Raw genomic sequence first — 20,559 nt, forward strand, 5'->3', positions numbered from 1 at the left:
ATCGTCGGCAGCGTCAGATGTGTATAAGAGACAGGTGTCAAGGCGGCCGGGGTCGGGGCGGCCGGGGTCAGGGCGGCGACCGGAACGGTGACGGCGTCCCTGGCCGCGGCGGCCACGAAGAAGACCTGGGCGGTCATGTCCGGGCGCAGCTCCCCCCGGTCGTTGGCGATCTCGAACAGCGCGGTGTAGAGCACGACGCTGTTGGCCGCTCCGCCGCCCCCGGACGCGGACGAGCCGCCGTTTCCCGAGGCGGGCGGCTTCGGCGGTGCTGGCAGAATCTCATGCAGGCGCGCGGTCCAGCGCCGTCCCGGATGGCCGAGCGTGGTGAAGTAGAGCGGCATGCCGTCCGTCAGCCGCGTCACGTCGGCTTCCGACACCTGGGTCCACACGGTCATCGCCGACAGGTCGGCGATCCGCATCAGGACCGGCGCCTCGTAGGCGGAATTGATGGTCTGGCCCTGGCGGGCGTCCACCGCGATCAGCGTGCCGCTCATTGGCGCGTAGATGCGGGTGTAGCCGAGCTGGGCCTCGTCGGCCTGGAGGGTCGAGTCCGTCTGGCGGATCTGCGCCTGGGTGGCCTCGACCTGGGCGGCGGCGATGCGCGCCTCCATGCGGGCCTGGTCGTAGGCCTCGCCGCGCCCCGACCCGCTGCGCCGCAGCGCCGCCTGACGGGCAAGCTGGGCCTCGGCGAATTCGGCGCGCGCCCGCTGCTCGGCCAGCAGGGCGGTCAGGCGGGCGCGCTCGGCGCGCCCGGCCTCGACCTTGGCCTGTTGCAGGGCGGGGTCGATCTCGGCCAGCAGATCGCCCTCGCGGACCATCTGCCCGACCGTCACGTGCAGCCGCGTCAATTGGCCGGACACCTGGGCGCCGACATCGACGTACGCGCGCGGCTGGATCTTGCCGAGCGCCGTCACCGTGTCCTCGACCGTGCCGCGGCCGACCACCGCCACCTCCGCCGAGGCGGCGGGGTCGCCGGGGCGCAGCAGGGCGGCGGAGGCCAGCCCGCCGAGCACCAGCGCGGCGGCGGCGAGGCCGCGGCGGACACCGCGCCGGGAGCCGGAGGCCGCCGACCGCCGCCCCGTCATCACCACGTTGCCCGCAGGGACAGCAGGACATTGCGCGGCTCGCCGTAATAGCCGGAGACGTCGATGTTGCTCAGATACTTCTTGTCGAACAGGTTGTTGACGTTCAGCGTGGCCGACACCGTGTCGGTGATCTGATAGCGCGCCATCAGATCGACCACCGCGTAGCCGTCGCGGTCGTAGCGCTCGGCGCCGGTGCCGTTGTAGACGTCGCCTTCCCACCGAACATTGCCGCCCACCGTCAGGCGGTCCCAGGCGCCCGGCAGGCGGTAGGTGCTGAACAGCTTGAAGGTGTCGCGCGGCACATAGGTCATCATCCGCTGGCCGTCGGCGTTCTTGATCGAGGTGTGGCTGTAGCCGCCGCCGACCTGCCAGCCGGTCATCACCTCGCCGGCGACTTCCAGCTCGAAGCCCTTGCTTTCCGCACCCTTCACCGCCCGGTAGGCCTGCGTGCCGTCCGGAGCGAAGCGGCCGGGATCGACCTCGCCCAGATTGTCCTGCTGAATCAGGAACACCGCGGCGCTGGCGTTCAGGGCGCCGCCGAAGAACTCCGCCTTCACGCCGGCCTCGTAGGCATTCCCATCCAGCGGGTCGAGGGACTGGCCGCTGACGTCCTTGTAGTTCTGCGGCTTGAAGATGCTGGTGTAGCTGGCGTAGACCGACCAGATGTCGGTCAGGTCGAGCACGACGCCGGCGTAGGGCGTGAGCACGCCGTTCTCCGACCGCTTGCTGTAGCTTCCAGCCCCCGCGTTCGGGCTGCTCTTCTCGGTCTGCTCCCACCGGCTGATGCGGCTGCCGAGGATGACCGACAGGGCGTCGGTCGGGCGCAGGCGGGTGGCGGCGTAGGCGGCCATCTGCCGCTCGTCGGTCTGCGACCGGCCGGTCGGGTTGAGCGTCGGCTGGGCGATGCTGCCGTTCCAGGTGAAGTAGTTGCCGATCGAGGGATCGTAGCCGGGGATCCTCCAGAGCGGGTGGTCGAGCCCCTCGCGCTTGGCGTAGTAGCCGCTGACCCCGGCCATCACGTCGTGCCGCCGCCCGAACAGGTCGAAGCCGCCGTTCACGTCGGCGCTGACCGTGGTCTGTTCCAGGTCCGAATTCCAGCGGCCCGCCCAGACGCCCATGCCGGTGCCGTCCCGGTTCAGGTCGCCGTTGGTGCCGAAGCCGAGCAGGCTGTCATACTCGCGGTTGCTGCGCTCCACGTTCAGCGTCGCCGTCCAGCCGTCCCCGAAGCGATGCTTCAGCTCGCTGAAGACCGTCAGGTTGTCGTGCATGTGGTAGGCCCAGCGGGCGCCGCTGTTGTAGGAGCGGGGAAGGTTCGTCTTCGTCCCGTCGCTGTAGAACAGCGGGAAGCCGGCGTTGGAGGCGTCGTCGGAGCGATGCTTCTGGTACTCGACGCCGACCGTCCAAGTGGTGTCGTCGGTGACGTCGGCCTCCAGGATGCCATAGAGCACCCTCTTGCGCCCGTGCAGGCGGTCGATGAAGCTGTTGTTGTCCTGATAGGCGCCGACGACGCGCCCGCGCAGGCGGCCGTTCTCGGTCAGCGGACCCGACAGGTCGGCCTCGCCGCGGTAGCGTTCCCAGGACCCGATCTGCCCCTCGGCGTAGCCCTGGAGGGTCGGGGTCGGGCGCTTGCGGACCAGATTGACCGAGGCCGACGGCTCGCCGATGCCGTTCAGAAGGCCAGTCGCGCCGCGCACCACCTCGACCCGGTCGAACACCGCCATGTCGGAAATGGAGTCGTCGAACCCGTACACGGTCGAGCGCGGGATGCCGTTCACCTGATAATTGGTCACCGGGAAGCCGCGCGCGTAGACCTCGTCTCCGTCGCTGCCCATCGCACCGCGCTGCATCCGCGACACGCCGACCGTCTGGTTGAGCACGTCGCGGATCTCGTTCAGGCCCTGGTCGTCCATGCGCTGGCGGGTCATCACGCTGACCGACTGCGGCGTCTCGCGCGGCGTCAGCGGCAACTTGGTGGCGCTGTCGGTCGATCCGGTGGTGTAGGAGCCGGTGCCCTCGCTGCGGCCCGGATCGCGGGACAGCCCGCCCTGGACGGTCACCGGGTCGAGCACCGCCGCACCGCCGGCCTGGGCCGGCAGCTTCTCCAGCGTCACCGTGTCGGGATCGACGAAGCGTGCGATCAGGCCGGTGCCGGCCAGCAGGCGGATCAGCGCGTCCTGCGGCGCCAGCGTGCCGGTCACCCCCGGCGAGGAAACGCCCTGCGCGATGTCGGAGGGATAGAGCACCTGGAAGCCGGTGGCCTGCCCGTAGGCGGCGAGCACGCCCGGCAGCGGCCCGGCGGCGATGGCGAAGCTGACGGTCCGGCCCTGCTGGGCCACCTGCACAGGCGCCTCATGGGGCGCCACGGGCGCTGCCATGGCGCCGTGCAGCGCGGTCGATGCCAGCAGCATGCCCAGCAACGCCGGAGCCCAACCGGTCCGCACCTTGTTCCCCCACACCTTGTTCCCGCGCGCCGTCTGCCCCCGCAGCAGGCGCCCCCCAACATCGATCATCACCGAGACCCCGTCATTTTGCGAATGAGTTGCATTTTCGCGTATGCAAGTCACGACGTTGTCCGGTGGAAACCACCTCACCTTGATTTGGAAAAAATTTGATACGAACCGGCTAGACGGAACGGATGATGACCAAGCCGGGAACGGGACGCAGCGTGCGCAAGGGAAGCGTGCGGAGAATGGCGTTCAGGGCGGCGTCCGGCCGGCTGATGTCCACGCTGCCGTCGAAGCGCAGGCCGGCGAGCGGACGGTCCCACAGCACGATGCGGGCGGGGTGGTAGCGGTTGAGATCGGCAATCACCGCGTCGAGCGGCTGTCCCTGGAAGACCAGACGGCCGTGCCGCCACGCGTTCTCCACCGCCACGCCCTGGCTCAGCAAAGGGCCGGGACCCTCGGGGCCGTAGGACCGGCTTTGCCCGGCGGCGACGGGAAGGGGAGGCTCCATTCCGGTGGTCAGGCTGGCCGTGCCGGCTTCCACCGCCACCACCACGGAGTCCAGGCAGCGGTGCACCACGAAGCTGGCGTTGGCGGTGGTGACGCGCCCGTTGGCGCAGGCGACGACGAAGGGGCGCCCCGGGTCGGGAGCGGTGAGGAAATGCGCCCGACCCTCGGTCAAACGGACGCGCCGTTCTTCGGCGGAGAACTCGACCGAGAGCGCGCTGTCGGCGTCCAGGGTGAGGACCGAGCCGTCGTCCAGCGCCACCGTCCGCCGCTCGCCGATTCCGGTCTTCAGGTCGCCCGGCCAGCCGGTCAGGACGACCGCTCCGCCCAGCGCCGCGGCGCAGGCCGCCGCCCCGCCGACGGCGCCGAATGCCAGGAAACGGCGCCGCGTCGGCGCGGCACGGCGTTCCTTGCGCGGATCGGCCACCCGGTCCAGATCGCCCCACAGCCCGGCCAGCCGGTCGTATTCGCGGCGGTGGGCCGGGTCCCGCGCCAGCCAGGCGTGAAAGGCCCGGCGGTCCGCCGCGTCGGCGTCGCCGGATTCCAGACGCACGAACCACGCCAGGGCGGCGTCCCGCGGGTCGTCCGGTAAGTCCGGTTGATCGCGCTCGCGCTCCATCAGAGCGCCAGCCGGTCGCGGCAGTGGGCCAGGGCCTTCATGACATGCTTCTCCACCATGCTGCGCGAGATGCCGAGGCGCGCGGCGATGTCGGCATGGCTCAGCCCGTCGAATTTGTGAAGCAGAAACACCTCGCGGCAGCGCGGCGGCAGTTCGTCCAGCGCCCGGCTCAGCCGTTCCAGCCGCTGCTTGTGCTCCAGCGTCGCCTCGGCGTCCGGCTCGTCCAGCGGACGGTCGAGCCCCAGTTCCGCCGGGGCGAAGCGCCGCCCCCGGCGGGTCTCCGCACGCATCCGGTCGAGCGCGATGTTGTCGGCCATGCGGTACAGGTAGGAGCGCGGATTGTCGATCTCCGGCAGGGCGGTCAGGCTGCGCAGCCGCAGATAGGTGTCCTGCACGACGTCCTCGGCGAGGCACAGCGACCCCAGGCGCCGGGCCAGATGGCCGGTCATCTCTTCATAATGGTCGAGCAGCAGACCCAGCAGGGAAGACCGGTCTCTTTCAGCCATGACGTGGGCGACATCCGTTCCCAAAACCTCGCAGCCCACTCCTAAGCACGAATGCGAATCATTCGCAATCGATAGATCGGCTTGGGAAAATATCTTTGATGAGGGCAGGTGAGGGGATGGGGCGCGACGATCGTCTGAAAGTCAGGACGCCCTGTGCCTGTGCGAAAGCAGGCGCCATCGGTCGTCCCGCTTGGGGCCTGTCAGCGCAGCGCCTCGGCGCAGCCGTCGAGGCCCAACCCGCGGCACAGCGCTTGGGACAACAGGCGGCCGTCCGGATTGTCCGGACCGACCGCGCCGGGCGGACGCCCCAGCAGCGGGTAGAGCATCATGCCCCCCTGCGGGTCCTGAGCGACGTTCCGCGCGAGCTGCTCCGCCAGCGGCACCGTGTAGGTCGGCCCGCCGAGCTGGCTCGGCGGCACCTGGACGCCGAGGGCGAGCGGCCCCTTCCAGACCTGCCGGTAAGCCTGCCAGGCCTGCCAGGGATCGAAGGTCGGGCCGGCCTCGTAGGCCATGATGGAGACGAGGTCGATCGCCGCCGCCTGCGGGGAACGCAGAAGGTTGAGGATCGACCCGGTGTGGGGGCCGCGCGGCTGGGCGTCCCGGAACGCGCCCTCGCCATAGGCCCCGATGCTCCAGCCCGGCACGGTCAGCAGCAGGGGGCGCGGGAAGGCTTCGCGAAAGCGCGCGACCAGATCCAGCCAGGCCGCGTCGGACAGGCAGCGCACCCGCCCCCGGACGGAGCAGCCGGGGGACACCGGCTCGAAATCCAGATCGATCCCGTCGACCCCGAGATCGTGGACCAGCCGCACCAGCGCGTCGAGATTCAGCGCGTCCCAATTGGCGTAGTTGGCCCCGCCGACGGCGAGCAGCACGCGGGTGTCCGGCTGGCGCTGCTTCAGAAGAGTGATGGCGTCCCTCAGCACCGTGCCGGAAAAGCCGTATTGCAGCCCGGTCCCCTTGAGGTCGAGGCGGCCGGGATAGGCGGCGTCCGGCCGGACGAAGGACAGGGCGACCAGATTCATGTAGCCGGGGAGCGTCGCCAGCGTCGTCGCGGCCGGGCCGGTGGCCGGGCGCTCGTACCAGCTGTCGTGATAGACGAGCAGGGGGCGCGCCGGCAGCCCGTCCGCTTTCGCGTCCGCCATGCCACCCGCCAGCAGCCCGACGGCGAAGGCCAGGGCGCCTAGAACACGTCGCGCCCGAACAGGCCGGTGGTCACGGTGCTGATGATGATTTTCGCATCGAGCCATAGCGACCAGTTCTCGATATAGTGGATGTCCATGTCAACCCCGACGCGCGCCTTCTCGACCGTATGGATGCCGCCGCGCATGCCGTTGATCTGGGCCCAGCCGGTGATCCCCGGCTTGACGCGGCTGCGCGCCGCGTATTCGCGCGCCACCTCGGCGTAGCGCTGGTTGCCGACCCGCATGTTCGGGACATGGGCGCGCGGGCCGACCACCGACATGTCGCCGGCCAGCACGTTGAAGAGCTGGGGAAGCTCGTCGATGCTCGTCCGGCGGAGAAAGCGGCCGACGCGGGTGATGCGCGGGTTGTCGCGGCTGGTGCCGACGGCGCCGTCGTCGCTGTCGTCCACCTTCATCGTGCGGAACTTCAGCATCGTGAAGGGGCGGTTGTTGAAGCCCACGCGGGTCTGCCGGAAGATGATCGGCCCCGGCGAGTCCAGGCGGACTGCGATGGCCGCGGCCAGCATGAAGGGCGAGGCGACGAGCAGGCCGAGGCCCGCGACGACGACGTCCTCGATCCGCTTCACGATGATCTGCATGCCGCGCAACGGCTGCCGCATCACCAGCAGGGCCGGGATGCCGCCGATGTGCCGCAGGTTGGCGAGCCGCAGCCGGATGCTCTCCTCGTCCAGCGGGATCAGGATGTCGAGGGAGATCATCTGAAGCTGCATGCGCAGGCTGTGGATGCGCATCGCCGCCCGCCAGGGCAGGGCGATGACGACCATGTCCACGCGGTTGTCCGGCAGGAAGCGCTTGAAGTCCGTCAGGTCGCCGGACACCGGGAGGCCGGCAAGGGACGCTGGCCGGCGGCCGCTGTCACGGTCGTCGAACAGGCCGAGGATGCTGTAGTTCGCCCGGTGTTCCGGCAGGGCCAGATGCGCGATCATCCGCTCCGCGACGTCGGTTGCGCCCAGGATGACGACCCGGCGGCGCAGCACCCCGCGCTCCTCCAGAAGGCGCACGCCCTGCGCCGCCACCACACGGCCCAGCCCGAGACAGGCGAGCGCCGTCCCACCCCACAGTGCGAGCATGTCCGACGGACCGACCTCCGGCAGGAAGGCCCAGACGAGCAGGGAGAGGACAGTGCCGGCCGGCAGCAGGCCTCCGACCACGTCCAACAGCGACTTCCCCCAGTGCCGGTAGTTTTCGACACGGTAGGCGCCGATGGTGGTCATGGTGCGCAGATAGACGCCCAGCGTGACGGCCGTGAAGATGACCGCCTGGATGAGCAGGCGGCCGTCGTCAAGCGACGTCTCGTCCGTCCGGGCGGCCCAGGTGGCCCAGGCGCCCAGGCCGGCAAGCGCCAGAAGGAACCCGTCCGCCCCCTTCACCAGCCGATTGACCAGTCCATGCGTCCAGTGCAGCCAGCCATCCCGTGCACCGGCGAAATCGCCGGGGGGTGGTGCGCTGTCCGGCTCACCCTCTGGCTCGACATCTGGCGCAGCGGCCGGCGGCGACGCGGCAGGGTCCGGAACGGCGCTTCGCTCCTCAGCCGGAAAACGGACCTGCACGTCGTCGCGCATGGCGGTCTCTTACCCCTGCACGAAGCGGCGGATGATCGGCTTCAACGCCTGCCCCAGCGGATGGGAGCGAAGCCGGCGGGTCAGGCCGGTCTGCCGGATGAACTGCATCGGCGTCCGCGGCGTACGGAACACGGTGACGGGCTGGCCGAACAGCTCGGTGTCGCGCACGTAATGGCGCGAAGCCATCGCACCGACCAGCATGGCGCGGTAGCGCTCCGCCCAGTCGGGGCGTGCCAGAAGCAGCTTGTTGTCGCCGATGGCGAATGGCGCCAGGACTCCCGACCGTTCGGCCATGAAGCGGCACATGCCCTCGGACACGGCGGGGAATTCCGGATTGAAGTAGTCGTCGAGGACGATCACCCCGCCGTCGCCCAGGCTGTCGTCGGCAATGCCCAGGTCGTGGCGCGTGATGTCGGCGGTGTGGCCGCCGTCGATGCTGAACAGGCGGACCGCGGGGCCCAACCGGCCGGCGAGGCCGGTCCAGGCGAGAGTCGTCGAGTTGCCCTTGACGACCTCGACCGACGCCGGTTCGATTCCGAAGCGGACGAGGTTGGCGCGGAAGGCCGTCTCGTCGCCTTGTCCAGACTGGTCGACGTTGAATTGCTGGTCGTCGAACAGATCGATGGCGAAGGCCCGCTCACCCGCTTGGCGCACCAGCGCCAGCAGGATGAACAGCCGTCCGTGATGGACGCCGATCTCGCCGACGCTCCCCACCACGCCCTGGGCGCTCTGCCAGACTCCGACCGTGGCGATCAGGTTGGCATCCAGGCTCGACAGCCAGCCGTCCACACGGCGATGGGCGCCATGCACATAGCGGTGCAGCGGCGACGAAAATGCTATTGGGGGTTGAGGCGACATGGTGACCTCTTACTATCACACTATTTAAAATGGCTTAAGCCAGCATTGGCGACGCTGGGGCGATAAATTTCGACAAAGAGTCACAACCGGATTTCGCAATTCTGTCGCATTTTGAAGATTTCCGGAGAGGCGTAGCGTGATGATCCTGTTGCGCGTGCCTTGCGGTTCATTGGTCATGCTCATGATTGGGGATTCCCGCCATGCATGGCGATCAGACAGCGGAACAAGGCAGGGGATGCGGAGACGGCGGTCATGCTCTTCCCATGCCGAAGACCGGGCGTTTCGGTGAGTGAAGGGGGTGCTGGGCGCCGGCCTGCCGGCGGGCGTTGCGCCAGTAGAGGGCGAGCGCCATCACGCTGGCGACCTCGCCGGGCGTGAAGACGACCGAATAGATGGTGGAGGTCGCCAGGGCGAACAGGACGTAATCGCCCAGCGCCTGGGTCATGGGATCGTCGCCGGTGGCGGCCTTGCGGGCGCTGCGCAGCGCCGCGACGTAGAAGGCCGCGATCAGCACCGCGCCGATGACGCCGTATTCGAAGACGATGCCGATCCAGCCGATGTCGGCGAGATAGAATTGGTTGTTGCCCAGGATGTCCGCCAGGGTCACGTTGCTGAAGCGGGTGACGGCGCCCACCCCCAGCAACCAACGCAACGGCGTCACCTCCAGGAAGTCGAGCGCCAGGATGATGGAGTTCTGCCGGATCGACAGGGAGGCGCCGAGCATCTGCTCGGCCCGGCTGGCGAGGTCCGCGCTGTAGACGGCGGCCAGGGCGACGGTCGTCAGCAGGGCCATGCCGACCGCCAGGATCCGCCACCAGCCGCGCGCCGAGGTGATCATGGCGAAGCCGACCACCAGGACCACGCTGCCCAGAGCCGTGCGCTGCTTGTAGATCAGGACCATCAGCAGCAGCCCGATCAGCAGCAGCGGAATGGTCCACCATTCCCGGGACGCGCAGAACCGCCGGGACAGGTAGAAGAGGAACAGCACGCCGAAGAACATCGGCATGAAGATGCGCGGGCCGCGCTCGACGTCGTACATCAGCAGCTTGCTCTTCAGCGGGTCGGTGGCGTAGGCCTCCGGCGGGAGAACCAGCCACAAAGCGAGCATGATGACGAAGGTGCCGGCGCCGAGCGCGATCAGCGCGCCGCGCACCTGCGGCAGCGTCGGGCGCAGCAGCGTCAGAAGGGCGGCGAGGGAAAAGTAGTAGGCGAAGGGCCAGACCTTGACCGTGGTCGCCATCGCATCGGTCAGCCCGTTGCCGAGCTGGACCATGGACACCGCCGGGGTGATCGCCACGAGGTAGGCGAGCAGGGCGATGCACAGCGACTTGAACGGCAGCTCGATCTGCGCCAACGCGTAGACGGCGAGCGGGAGGGTCAGGACCGGCCAGCTTTTCGACAGGGCGTAAAGCGGCGGGATATCGACCAGATAATGGAAGCTCTGCCCGAACAGGGGCAGCGCCGCCAGCAGGATCATCACCGTCAGGGAGCGGGGCTGGGGACGGCGGGGCGCCGCCACCCGGACGGGCGACAGGATGCGGCCGCGCTGCCGGGCTCCCAGCTCGACGATCATGGGCGCGCCGCCGGCTTCGGGCGCGCTTGACCCCGCTGATCCGACCACCAGGCCGATAGCGCGATGCCGAGCAGCGGCAGGGAGTCCACGAAGACCCGCCGGGCGTGGCCGCGCGGGTTCTGGCCCAGCCGGTACAGCCATTCCAGGGCGAAGCGGCGGAACAGCGGCGGCGCGCGTTCGACCAGTCCCGTCACGAACAGAAGCGAACTGCCGACGCACAGCCCGACGCCGGTGGCCTGTCCGGTGTTCCGGATGGCCAGCGCCAGGCACTCCGACTGCGGCGCGCCGACCGCCAGGAAGACGAAGCGGGCCGGGTGGTCCAGCACGAAGCGGACGCAGCGCTCGACCTCACGCGGGTCGGCGGAGAAGCCCATCGGCGGCTCGTGCCGGGCCAGCCGGGTCAGGCCGAAGCGGTCGCGCAGGCGGCGCTCCAGCTCGTCGTTGCCGCCGATCACCGTGACGGTATCGTCCGGTGTGATGACGTGCGCGAACAGGTGGGCGGTAAGGTCGCTGCCGCTGGCGCTGGGCAGCGGCTTGCGGAACAGCCGGCGGGACAGGTGCCGCATGATCTGGCTGTCGCACAGCCGCAGCCACGCGCCGTCGTAGGCGGCGCGGAACTGGGCGTCGCCGCCGCGGTGAAGCCGCACCACATGCTGCGCGTTCGGCGTCACGACATAGGCGAAGGAGGCCTCCGGTGCCCGCGCGGCGATGGCCTGGGCGGCGCCGGCCACGTCGAGGCGGGTGATGGCGACCCCGAACACGGTGTCCGTGGGGTGCTCCCGCCCCGGTTCGGTCTGGGGCGTCGTCATGGGAAGGTCGTGATCGCGCCGGTTTGACGGCTGATCGTGTAGTTGAACGTGCGCTCGAACGGGACGACGCGGTTGATGAACTGCTCGACCCACAGGCCGGTCTCGGCGATGGAGCTGCGCGGCACGAACAGGATGTCGCCGGCGACCAGCGGCACGTCGCCGACCGCTGCCCCGGTCTCGATGAACCGGCGGGTGTCGATGGTGCGCAGCATCGGCTTGTTCTCGGGGTTGCGGCGGATCAGCACCACCTCCTCGTACCGCGCCTCGCGGTCGAAGCCGCCGGCCAGCATGATCACCTCCATCACGCCGATGCGGCCGTTCAGCAGGTAGGTGCCGGGGCGGGCGACGGCGCCGCCGATGTAGGCGCGGTTCGACGGGGTCTCCTTCAGCCCGATGCTGACCTGCGGGGCGCGCATCCAGCGCCGCGCGCGCGTCTCGACCACGGTGGCCAGCTCGCCCGGCGTCAGCCCGGCGGCGTCGACCTGCCCGGCCATGCGCAGTCCGGCGGAGCCGTCGGGACCGATCATCACCTCCTCGTCCATGTCGGGGGCGAGCATGAACTTGACCTGGAAGCGGTCGCCCGGACCCAGCCGGTAGGGCGGGGTGGAGTCCTCCCAGCGGGCGAAGCCCTCGGGCATCGCCTCCTTTGGAGTCAACGACTGGCCGGTGCACGCGCCGAGCGCCAGCAACGCCGCCAACAGGAAGCCCCGCATCGCGGCCATCCGCATCACAGCCATCGGTAGATCACCTGGGGAATGTGGAAGTGACGGCCGGTCAGCACCAAGCCGACGATGTCGCCGCCGGACGCGAGGATGGAGTCGCGCATCCGGGCGGCGACCGGCGCACGGGTGTGCTCGGCGCGGGCGACCAGGATGTTCGCATCCACCATCGGCGACAGCCGGCGGGCAAGATGGCTGTTCCCGATCGGCGGCGACAGAATCAAAATGATGTCAAAGCGTTGATTCAGCCGCTCCAGCATCTGGCGCGACTGGGCGATGGGGGTGCGCAGGCTGCCCAGCGCCGAACCCGTCGCCTGCCGCGACACCCAGAGCAACGGCACGGCGGAGGGCAGCGCTTCGAGGTCGCCGGTGCCCTGCGGCTCGATGGTCGGCAGCCGCTCGCCGGCTCCGCCGTCCGCCTCGCCGTCTGCACCCGCGTTGATCGCCGCCAGCTGGCCGGTGCCGTCGCCGCAGAGGTCGATGACCAGCGTCCGCAGGCCCCGTCCCTTGGCGAATTCCAGCGCCAGCCCGCGCGCCACGATGGCGTCGCCGTCGCCGTCGTTGGCGGTGACGAACTGGATCAGGGCCATCGGCTGGTCGTCCAGGCCATGGTCGCGCAGCTGCGCGGCCAGATGGATCAGCTCCTGCTGGGCGCCGGGGGACACCAGCTCGCCGTCGGTGTCGGAGAAGCTGGCGATGGCCGGGACGCCCAGGTCGCGCTCGATCTCGTGCGGCAGGATGTAGACCTGGCGCAGCCATGTCGCCAGCACGCCCGCCGCCCCGCCCAGCAGGATGCCGCCGACCAGACCGGCGATGATGAAGCTCGGCGCCATGCTCGTCCCGGTCGCCGGGGCCACGGCCGGCTGCACGACGCGGACGTTGGAGAAGCGCACCTTGGCGGCCTCCTCCTCGGCGCGGGCGGCCTCGGTGCGCTGGGCGTAGTCGCGATAGATGTCCTCCATCACGCCGCGCGTGCGCTCCAGGTCGCGCAGCTCGCTTTCCGCCTTGCGCAGGCGCCCGACCTTCTCCACCGCCACCGTGTGCTGGCGGTTCAGCTCGTCGAGCTGCCGGGCCACCGCGTCCTGCTCGATCTCCAGCGTCAGCAGATGGTTGTTCAGGAAGGGGATGGACGGGTTGCGGACCTCGCGCGTGGTGTTGTAGACCGGCTTGTCGCCGCCCTTCATCGACTGCCGGACCGTCCGGATCTTCCGCTCCAGCTCCTGGAGGGGCGGGTAGTCCGGCAGGAACTGCGAGGCCATCCGGTCGCGCTCCAGCTCCAGGCGGAGCAGCACGTTGCGGTCGTCGTCGTTCTGGGTCTGGTTGCTCTGCTCCCGGAAGTCGAACACCCGCTCCGGCAGGGCGGCGAGCCGCTTCTTGGCCGCCGTGACCTCCGCCTGGAGGGCTGCCTGGCGCTCCTGGGTCTGCCGGCGGCGCTGCACGATGCTGTCCACCTGGTTGGCGGCGAGTAGGCTTTCCTGCCCGAGATCGACAATGTCGTACTCGGACTTCAGCGCCTGGATCTGCCCCTCGAGGCTCTTCAGCTGGTCGGAGTGGCGCGCCAGTTCGGAGGCGAGGAAGGGCGAGCGCGGGATGTCGAAAATCGCGCGGCGGCGCTTCAGGTAGGCGTCGGCCAGTGCGTTGACGGTGTCCGCGGCGAGGTCCGGGTCCTCGTGGCTGAAGCTGAGGCGCACGATGTTGGAGGAGGATTGCTGCTCCACCTGAAGGCGGCGCTTGAACTTGTCGATGGCCTTTTCGAGCTGGTCCTGCGGGCTGTCGGCGGGCAGAAGGCCAAAGAGGCGCGGGCGCGCGATTTCCGGGAACAGGGTGACGGGGCCCAGCGCGCTCAGCGTGTCCTCGATCACCCGGCGGCTTTCCAGGATGCGGATCTCGCTGTCCACCGACTTCAGCCCGTCGATCGACAGGATGGAGGGCAGGGTCCCGGCCACGTCGCTGATCCCCGCATGCGCGCGGTCGATCATCATCATGACGAGACTTTCCGCGGCGTAGCGCGTGCGCGCATAGGTGGCGGCGGTCAGTCCGGCAATGATTGAAAGAAGAGCGACAATCAGGATAATGCGCTTGTGATAAAAAGCGAGTATCAGCAGATCGCGCGGCGTAAATGCCGACACACCGCTGGAAAACAGCACCCCATGCGATTGCTGCCCCGACGAGCCATCCGGCTGGTCAGCCGATTGACTTTGCCTGCGATTTTCCAGATGTTGGGACAGCATCTTTTACGGGTACCGTAGCGTGTGGATCGAACACTTTACTGGTATGGTTTACCACGTCCGGTATAGACCTGTCATGAGGTGGTTGGGGTTTTGAAGCATTTTGTCTCAATTTTTAACTATTTGCTTTTTGCCGAAACCCCTCACTTTTGGTTGGGTGCCAGGATGCCGGCCCCAGCCCCACCGAGCCACGCGCCATGAACCACAGTCTGTCCTCCCTGAAAGCCGCGATCGAGCTTCGCCACCCGCGGATGTTCCGTCGCCTGACTTGGCTTCGCGACCGCCTTGCGCCCTATTACGCCGAGCCGGAGCTGCGTCTGCTTCCCACCCTGTGCGTTCCGGGGAAGGCGGCCTACGACATCGGCGCCAACAGCGGCATCTACACCTTCTGGCTCTGCCGGGTCGCGGCCAGCGTGACGGCCTTCGAGCCGAATCCGAAGCTCGCGGCGCTGTTGGAGAGCAAGTTCGCGCCGCTGATCGCGTCCGGCCGGCTGCGGGTGGAGGGGTGCGCGCTGAGCGACGACGACGGGTCGATCGTGCTTCATGTGCCGCGCTCGTCCGCCCTGGCCTCGGTCGAGGCGGGGGCGGTGGGCGCCCATGGCGAGGACGTGGAGGCGGTCACCGTCCCGCGCCGGACGCTCGACCGCTACGACGACCGCCCGGTCGGCTTCCTGAAGATCGATGTGGAGGGGCACGAGTCCGCGGTGGTCGGCGGCGGCCTCCGCCTGATCGGGCGCGACCGTCCCAACCTGCTGATCGAGGCGGAGGAGCGGCACAATCCCGGAGCCCTGGCGGCGTTGCAGGCGCGGCTGGCCCCGCTGGGTTATCGCGGTTATTTCGTCCTGGCGGGACGCCTGTGCACGCTGGACGGCTTCGACCCGGATCGCCACCAGTCCCGCTCGGCCCTCAACGCGGCGGGCACCCACCGGGTCAAGGGGCGGATCTACATCAACAATTTCATCTTCGTCGCGCGCGATGGCGTGGCCGACCGGCTGCGCGCCGCGCTCGGCCAATCAAGCGGGAGCTGACCGCGCCAGCGGTGGCGTCAGCGGCGGCAGTCGACCTCGGGCCAGGGCCGCTTCTGGTAGAACGGGCGCAAGGTCAGGATCTTCGCCACCTTCCAGATGCGGCTCTGCCGCTCGGGGCACAGATTGTTCACCGCCGAGGTCGGGTTGCCGCGCCACCATTCGGGAAGGTGGACCTCGACCTCGTAGGTGTTCAGATGCAGCTCGGGTTCGCGAATCCACCAGCCATAGGGCAGACGGTCGAAATGGGCGCGGATTTCCTGGCGGATGTCGATGGCGCGCCATTCTTCCTCGTCCTGCGCGGCGGCCGGGCGGCCATGCCCGAGCAGCGCCGCGGCAAGGCACAAAGCCAGCGCCGCATGGACTCTCCGGTGCCCTCGCCCTTTCGTCACCATGGTCATCAACCGACTGTTCTCCCCACGCGGCGCAACACGGCGGAGCGCCGCGCGTCTCCTCATCTCTTCCGCTTCCGCAACAACCCTTTATCCCATAGAGCGTGATGCGTCTCCAGACATGGCATGCCCTCGGGCGTTACGGCGTCGGCCTCGGGCTGCGCGGGGTGGAGGTCGTCGGCAAGCTCGGCCTCTATATCATAGCGGCGCGCGCGCTGGGCGCCCATGATGCCGGCCTGTTCTTCCTGTGCCTGACCTGGATCGGCCTGGCATCGACCATGGCGCGGCTGGGGCTCGAACGGGCGATCACGCGGCACATCGCCGCCGAACTGGCCATCGGACAGGGACGGGCGGCCGGCCGTGACCTGCGGACCGGTTTGATCGGCACGGGACTCGCCGCGACCCTGGCCGCGGTGGTGGCCTTCGCTCTGGCGGGGCCGGCGTCGCACCTGCTGTTCGGTGCGCCGGACCTTGAAACGCCGCTGCGCCTGTCCGCCCTGGCCCTGCTGCCGCAGACCCTGACCATCACCATCGGATCGGCCCTGGCGGGGCTGAAGCGGGGCATCGCCGCGCAGTTCGTGCAGAACGCGCTGTGGCCGGTGCTGATGCTCGCCGCTCTGGTGGCGGGGGTTTCCAGCCTCGACTCCCTGATCCTGTCTCTGGCCGGGGCGTTGACGTTCAGCGCCGCGGTCGGGATGGCCCTTCTCGCGCGCGACCGCCGCCGTTTCACCGACCATTCCGTGGTCGCCGATGCCGCGTCTTCGGACAGGCCGGCGGAGGTTCTGCCGTCGCTCTGGCACACCGCGCTTCCCCTGTTCGTCGTCGAGCTGGTGCAGGTGTCGCTGGCGTCGTTGCCGGTGCTCGCGCTGGGCGTCTTCGTGGACGCGGCCTCGGTCGGCGCGTTCAGCGTGGCGAACCGCATCTCCATGCTGGTCTGGGTCGTCGTCATCAGCATCGGCACCTTCGCCGCGCCCAACTACGCCGAACTGCATCGCCGCGGCGAGACGTCCCGTCTGCTGGTCATGAACCGTAACATCATGCTGGCCGTCGCGGCGCTGAGCCTGCCCATGGTGTCGGTCATGATGATCGTGCCGGAGCTGTTGCTCGCTCTGGTCGGGCAGGGGTTCGGCAGCGCGGCGACGGCGCTGCGCGTCCTCGCCGTGGGCCAGATGATCCATTGCCTTCTGGCCTGCCAGGACATCCTGCTGGCCATGACCGGGCATGGGCGCACGCTGCGCCGGTTGAACCTGCTGCAGTTGGCGGTGTGCATCGTGCTTGGCGCCATCCTGATCCCGGTCTTCGGCATGACCGGGGCGGCGGCGGTGACCGCCCTGACGGTCGCCCAGGGAGCGATCGGAACGACGCTGGTGCGCCTCGTGCTGTTCAAGAGCCACACGGGCCCCGCCGCCTTCGGCCGCCCCTGACCAAATTGACCAAGTCAGGGGCCGCGTCCAATGGCGAACCGCTCCGGAATTCTTGGTGTCTGTTTGACGGCGTCAGGCGCCGATATCCCGGATGATCGGCTGGAGGGTGATGCCAAAGATCGCCGGCGCCGAACCACAGGTCCTGCTGTCGATCGCGATGGTGCTTGGTTCCTCAAGGCGCTCGCGGGCCGACCGCCCTTCGAATGCATCCGCAGGGCACGGCAGGCTCACGTCAACACCGACACCACCCCGCCCGGATTGTCCGTGACCGCGAAGGTCTCGAAGAACTCGATTTCCGGATCGGTGCCGTAGCGCCGCCTTATGCCATCCAGCCATGGCCCCTGGTAGAAGCGTTGGGCGTCCTCCCGCCGTTCCCATTGGTAGACGCCCCCGGCGGTGCCGGTCTCGCTCCAGATGAACTGCTTGCGGATCAGGCCGGGCACGCCGCCGAAACCCGGCGCGATCGACAGGAAATGCGCCCGGCACTCCTCCCGTCCGATCGCGGCGGGAAGGCGGTAGCGGACGATGGCGGTGATCATGGGGGGCCTCCGCGCGCTATTTCTCTACTAAAACAGTTGACATTATAATACGAAGCCGTTGAATATGGTCCATGAAAATCATGTATTCACATTTATAAAAAGTGAATACGCCTTGATCGAACGACGACGACGACCATGAGCACGCATCGGAACGGTTCGGGAATCTCGGCGGCGACGCCCTCGCGGCGCGGGCTGCTGAAGGTGGCGGCGGCGGGTGCGGTGGCGCTGCCTTTCGCGGGCGTGGCGTCCCGGCTGGTCGCCGCCCCGCCGCCCGCCGCCCCGACACCCGCTGCGCTGAAGCCGCTGAAGCTCGCCTGGAACACCGGCGCGGTGTGCGGTGCTCCGGTGGCGGTGGCCAAGCACAACGGCTTCTTCGAGAAGCACGGGCTGGACGTGGAGTTCGTCAATTTCGCCGGCACGACGGAGCAGCTTCTGGAGGCGCTCGCCACCGGCAAGGCCGACATCGGCCACGGCATGGCGCTGCGCTGGCTGAAGCCGCTGGAGCAGGGCTTCGACGTGCGCATCATCGCGGGAGTCCATGGCGGCTGCATGCGCCTGCTGGCCGCCAAGAACGGCGGCATCACCAGCCTTGCCGGGCTGAAGGGAAAGACGGTGGCGATCAGCGACCTGTCCAGCCCGGCCAAGCACCTGTTCTCCATCCAGCTCGCCAAGCAGGGGATCGACCCGAACCGGGACGTGGAATGGCGTGTCTTCCCCGGCGACCTGCTGGCCATCGCGGTCGATAAGGGAGAGGCGCAGGCCGTCGCCCACTGGGACCCGGTGACCTACAATTTCCTGAAGTCCGGCACTCTGGTGGAGATTTCCACCAACCTGTCGGGCGAATTCGCCAACCGCGTCTGCTGCGTGCTCGGTGCACGCGGCAGCCTGCTGCGCGAGGACAAGGCCGCCGCCACCGCGGTGACCCGCGCCGTGTTCGAGGCGCAGCACTACGCCGCCGCCAACCCGGTGGAGGCCGCCAAGGTCTACCAACAGTACTCGCCGAAGAGCAGCATCGAGGACCTCGCCGCCCAGCTTTCCAGCCAGACGCACGACCACAATCCGGTGGGCGCCGACATCAAGCGCGAGATCGCGCTCTACGCGGAGGAGCTGAAGGGCGTGCAGGTCTTCAAGCAGAGCACCGACGCGGCGAAGTTCGCCGACCGCGTCTACGCCGACGTGCTGGGCTGAGATGAGCAGCCTCGATGACGCCGCGGCGCTGGCGGCGGGCGGGGGTGCTGCTGTGGACCGCAGCAATTCCCCCGCGGTTCCGCGCCTATGGCTGGGCGGGGTGGCGGCCAGTGCTGCTTGGCTGGCCGCCGCCGCCCTGACCGCCCTGTGGCCGGAAACGGAGGAGTGGGTGCGCACCGGCGAGTTCGCCAGCCTGCTGGCGGTGGTCGGCGGCGCGCTGGCCTTCGCCGTGCCGCTGCTGCGCCTGTTCGGAGCGGTGGGGGAGCGGCTGCGGGCCGCGGCGCCCTGGCTGGTGGTGCTGGCGCTCGGCGTGATCGGCTGGGAGCTGGTCACCGCCAAGCTCGACCTGCTGCCGCGCCCCTTCTTCGCGCCGCCGCAGGCTCTGCTGGAGGTCTATCTGGACGACTGGCCCCGCCTGCTGGAATGCACCGTGGCGTCGCTGCAACTGCTTCTGCTCGGCTACGGGATCGGCGCCTTCGTCGGCTTCGTCACCGGCGTGTCCATCGGCTGGTCGCGGGCGGTGGGCTACTGGGTGCATCCGGTGCTGCGGCTGATCGGGCCGCTGCCGGCCACGGCATGGCTGCCCATCGCCTTCTTCGCCTTCCCGTCGAGCTGGAGCGCCAGCGTCTTCCTGATCGCGCTGGCGACCGGGGTGCCGGTGACCATCCTGACCTGGTCCGGGGTGTCCGGCGTCAACCCGGCCTACTACGACATCGCCCGTACCCTGGGCGCGTCCGCGCGCTTCCTGGTGCTGAAGGTGGCGGTGCCGGCGGCGATGCCGCACGTCTTCGTCGGCCTGTTCATGGGGCTCGGCGCCTCCTTCGCGGTGCTGGTGGTGGCGGAGATGATGGGGGTCAAGGCCGGACTCGGCTGGTACCTGCAATGGGCGCAGGGCTGGGCGGCCTACGCCAACATGTACGCGGCGCTGCTGGTGATGGCGCTGGTGTGCTCCAGCCTCGTCACACTGCTGTTCAAGGCGCGCGACCGGCTGCTCGCTTGGCAGAAGGGATTGCTGAAATGGTAGCTCTGGAACAGGAGTTGCCGGCCGGTCTGGACCTTGAGGTTCACGGGGTCAGCCACGCCTTCGACCTGCACGGTGCGCCGCTGCCCGTGCTGGACACGGTCGGCCTGCACGCCAAGCCGGGCGAGTTCGTGGCGCTGCTCGGCCCGTCGGGCTGCGGCAAGTCCACGTTGCTGCGGCTGGTCGCCGGGCTGGAGCCGCCGCGCGCGGGCCGGATTCTGGCCGACGGGCTGCCGATCAGCGGGCCGCACCCGTCGCGGGTGGTCGTCTTTCAGGAGCCGACGCTCTACCCCTGGCGCACCGTCTGGGACAATGTGGCGTTGGGGCTGGAGGCGCAGGGCGTGCTCCGCCAGCGGCGCAACCGGGTGGACAAGGCGCTGCGGCTGGTCGGGCTGGACGGTTTCGCCAAGGCCTACCCGCACCAACTCTCCGGCGGCATGGCGCAGCGCGCGGCGCTGGCCCGCGCGCTGGTCAACGACCCGCGCCTGCTGGTGCTGGACGAGCCGCTGGGCAAGCTCGACAGCCTGACGCGCATCCAGATGCAGGGCGAGATCGTCGCACTGTGGCGGCGCGCCGGCTTCACCGCCCTGCTGGTGACCCACGACGTGGAGGAGGCTCTGCTGATGGCCACCCGCGTCATCGTGTTCAGCGAGCGCCCGGCCCGCATCAAGGCGGAGATCGTCGTCGACCGCCCCTATCCCCGCCACCGCGACGATCCGGTGCTGGTGGAACTGCGCCACAAGGCGTTGGAACTGCTGGGCCTTGCCGGGAGCTGGTAGGTGGGGTGCGTGTCGCCCCCACCCTAACTGTGGCGGCGCAGGACGATATCGACACCGTTACGCATGTGCAGGGGGTCTC

General features: G+C 69.1%; 18 protein-coding genes. 5 read left to right on the plus strand and 13 right to left on the minus strand.

Annotation, left to right across the window (positions count from 1 at the left end; all coding sequences use genetic code 11):
• The 11 genes from Q4I23_RS10710 to Q4I23_RS10760 form a co-directional block, all read right to left on the minus strand.
• Positions 1–1,085: efflux RND transporter periplasmic adaptor subunit (locus Q4I23_RS10710; protein ID WP_498526220.1), on the minus strand; the 1,085-nt coding region annotated here is incomplete at its 3' end.
• Positions 1,085–3,595, minus strand: coding sequence for a TonB-dependent siderophore receptor (locus tag Q4I23_RS10715; RefSeq protein ID WP_498526221.1), 2,511 nt, complete (start codon positions 3,593–3,595; stop codon positions 1,085–1,087). The genes Q4I23_RS10710 and Q4I23_RS10715, both read right to left, overlap by 1 nt.
• Before the next feature lie 112 nt (positions 3,596–3,707).
• The gene (locus tag Q4I23_RS10720; protein WP_498526222.1) at positions 3,708–4,655 is read right to left on the minus strand and encodes a FecR family protein; all 948 of its coding nucleotides are present in this window, start codon (positions 4,653–4,655) and stop codon (positions 3,708–3,710) included.
• Positions 4,655–5,161: a sigma-70 family RNA polymerase sigma factor gene (locus tag Q4I23_RS10725; protein WP_454019411.1), complete on the minus strand. Its 507-nt coding sequence runs from the start codon at positions 5,159–5,161 to the stop codon at positions 4,655–4,657. The genes Q4I23_RS10720 and Q4I23_RS10725 overlap by 1 nt, the downstream gene beginning before the upstream one ends.
• Before the next feature lie 200 nt (positions 5,162–5,361).
• On the minus strand, positions 5,362–6,303 hold the full coding sequence (locus Q4I23_RS10730; RefSeq protein WP_498526223.1) for a glycosyl hydrolase family 18 protein: 942 nt from the start codon (positions 6,301–6,303) through the stop codon (positions 5,362–5,364).
• A 38-nt stretch (positions 6,304–6,341) separates the two neighbouring features.
• Positions 6,342–7,925, minus strand: coding sequence for an exopolysaccharide biosynthesis polyprenyl glycosylphosphotransferase (locus Q4I23_RS10735; protein ID WP_498526224.1), 1,584 nt, complete (start codon positions 7,923–7,925; stop codon positions 6,342–6,344).
• A 9-nt stretch (positions 7,926–7,934) separates the two neighbouring features.
• A complete protein-coding gene (locus Q4I23_RS10740) occupies positions 7,935–8,783 on the minus strand; it encodes a class I SAM-dependent methyltransferase (RefSeq protein ID WP_498526225.1) in 849 nt (282 codons plus the stop codon).
• A 250-nt stretch (positions 8,784–9,033) separates the two neighbouring features.
• A complete protein-coding gene (locus Q4I23_RS10745; protein WP_454019407.1) occupies positions 9,034–10,356 on the minus strand; it encodes a hypothetical protein in 1,323 nt (440 codons plus the stop codon).
• On the minus strand, positions 10,353–11,165 hold the full coding sequence (locus Q4I23_RS10750; RefSeq protein ID WP_498526226.1) for a WecB/TagA/CpsF family glycosyltransferase: 813 nt from the start codon (positions 11,163–11,165) through the stop codon (positions 10,353–10,355). The genes Q4I23_RS10745 and Q4I23_RS10750 overlap by 4 nt, the downstream gene beginning before the upstream one ends.
• Positions 11,162–11,902 carry a polysaccharide biosynthesis/export family protein gene (locus tag Q4I23_RS10755; RefSeq protein WP_237907010.1) on the minus strand — a complete coding sequence of 247 codons (741 nt, stop codon included), beginning with the start codon at positions 11,900–11,902 and terminating at the stop codon, positions 11,162–11,164. The genes Q4I23_RS10750 and Q4I23_RS10755 overlap by 4 nt, the downstream gene beginning before the upstream one ends.
• Entirely contained in the window at positions 11,893–13,869 is a 1,977-nt protein-coding gene (locus Q4I23_RS10760) for a GumC family protein (RefSeq protein WP_454019405.1), read from the minus strand. The genes Q4I23_RS10755 and Q4I23_RS10760 overlap by 10 nt, the downstream gene beginning before the upstream one ends.
• Positions 13,870–14,309: 440 nt before the next feature.
• Between Q4I23_RS10760 and Q4I23_RS10765 the strand changes: the two genes are divergently transcribed.
• On the plus strand, positions 14,310–15,140 hold the full coding sequence (locus Q4I23_RS10765) for an FkbM family methyltransferase (protein WP_498526227.1): 831 nt from the start codon (positions 14,310–14,312) through the stop codon (positions 15,138–15,140).
• 17 nt (positions 15,141–15,157) lie between these two features.
• Here the strand turns inward: Q4I23_RS10765 and Q4I23_RS10770 are convergent, their stop codons facing one another.
• A complete protein-coding gene (locus Q4I23_RS10770; RefSeq protein WP_454020045.1) occupies positions 15,158–15,538 on the minus strand; it encodes a hypothetical protein in 381 nt (126 codons plus the stop codon).
• A gap of 98 nt (positions 15,539–15,636) precedes the next feature.
• Here Q4I23_RS10770 and Q4I23_RS10775 point away from each other — a divergent pair, with 98 nt between their 5' ends.
• Entirely contained in the window at positions 15,637–16,953 is a 1,317-nt protein-coding gene (locus Q4I23_RS10775) for a lipopolysaccharide biosynthesis protein (RefSeq protein ID WP_498526228.1), read from the plus strand.
• Between the two features lie 227 nt (positions 16,954–17,180).
• On the opposite strand, the gene Q4I23_RS10780 is transcribed toward Q4I23_RS10775, so the two are convergent.
• Complete coding sequence (locus Q4I23_RS10780; protein WP_498526229.1) at positions 17,181–17,492, minus strand: hypothetical protein; 312 nt, start codon at positions 17,490–17,492, stop codon at positions 17,181–17,183.
• Positions 17,493–17,627: 135 nt separating this feature from the next.
• On the opposite strand from Q4I23_RS10780, the gene Q4I23_RS10785 reads away from it, so the two are divergent.
• The 3 genes from Q4I23_RS10785 to Q4I23_RS10795 are packed head-to-tail and all read left to right on the plus strand — an operon-like array spanning position 17,628 to position 20,480.
• Positions 17,628–18,680, plus strand: a complete 1,053-nt coding sequence (locus Q4I23_RS10785) for an ABC transporter substrate-binding protein (protein ID WP_498526230.1) — start codon at positions 17,628–17,630, stop codon at positions 18,678–18,680.
• Between the two features lies 1 nt (position 18,681).
• On the plus strand, positions 18,682–19,704 hold the full coding sequence (locus Q4I23_RS10790; RefSeq protein ID WP_498526231.1) for an ABC transporter permease: 1,023 nt from the start codon (positions 18,682–18,684) through the stop codon (positions 19,702–19,704).
• Positions 19,698–20,480 carry an ABC transporter ATP-binding protein gene (locus Q4I23_RS10795; RefSeq protein ID WP_498526232.1) on the plus strand — a complete coding sequence of 261 codons (783 nt, stop codon included), beginning with the start codon at positions 19,698–19,700 and terminating at the stop codon, positions 20,478–20,480. Before Q4I23_RS10790 ends, Q4I23_RS10795 begins: the two co-directional genes overlap by 7 nt.
• Positions 20,481–20,559 lie beyond the last annotated feature (79 nt).

Source organism: Azospirillum sp. UFLA03-27, from assembly GCF_059803775.1.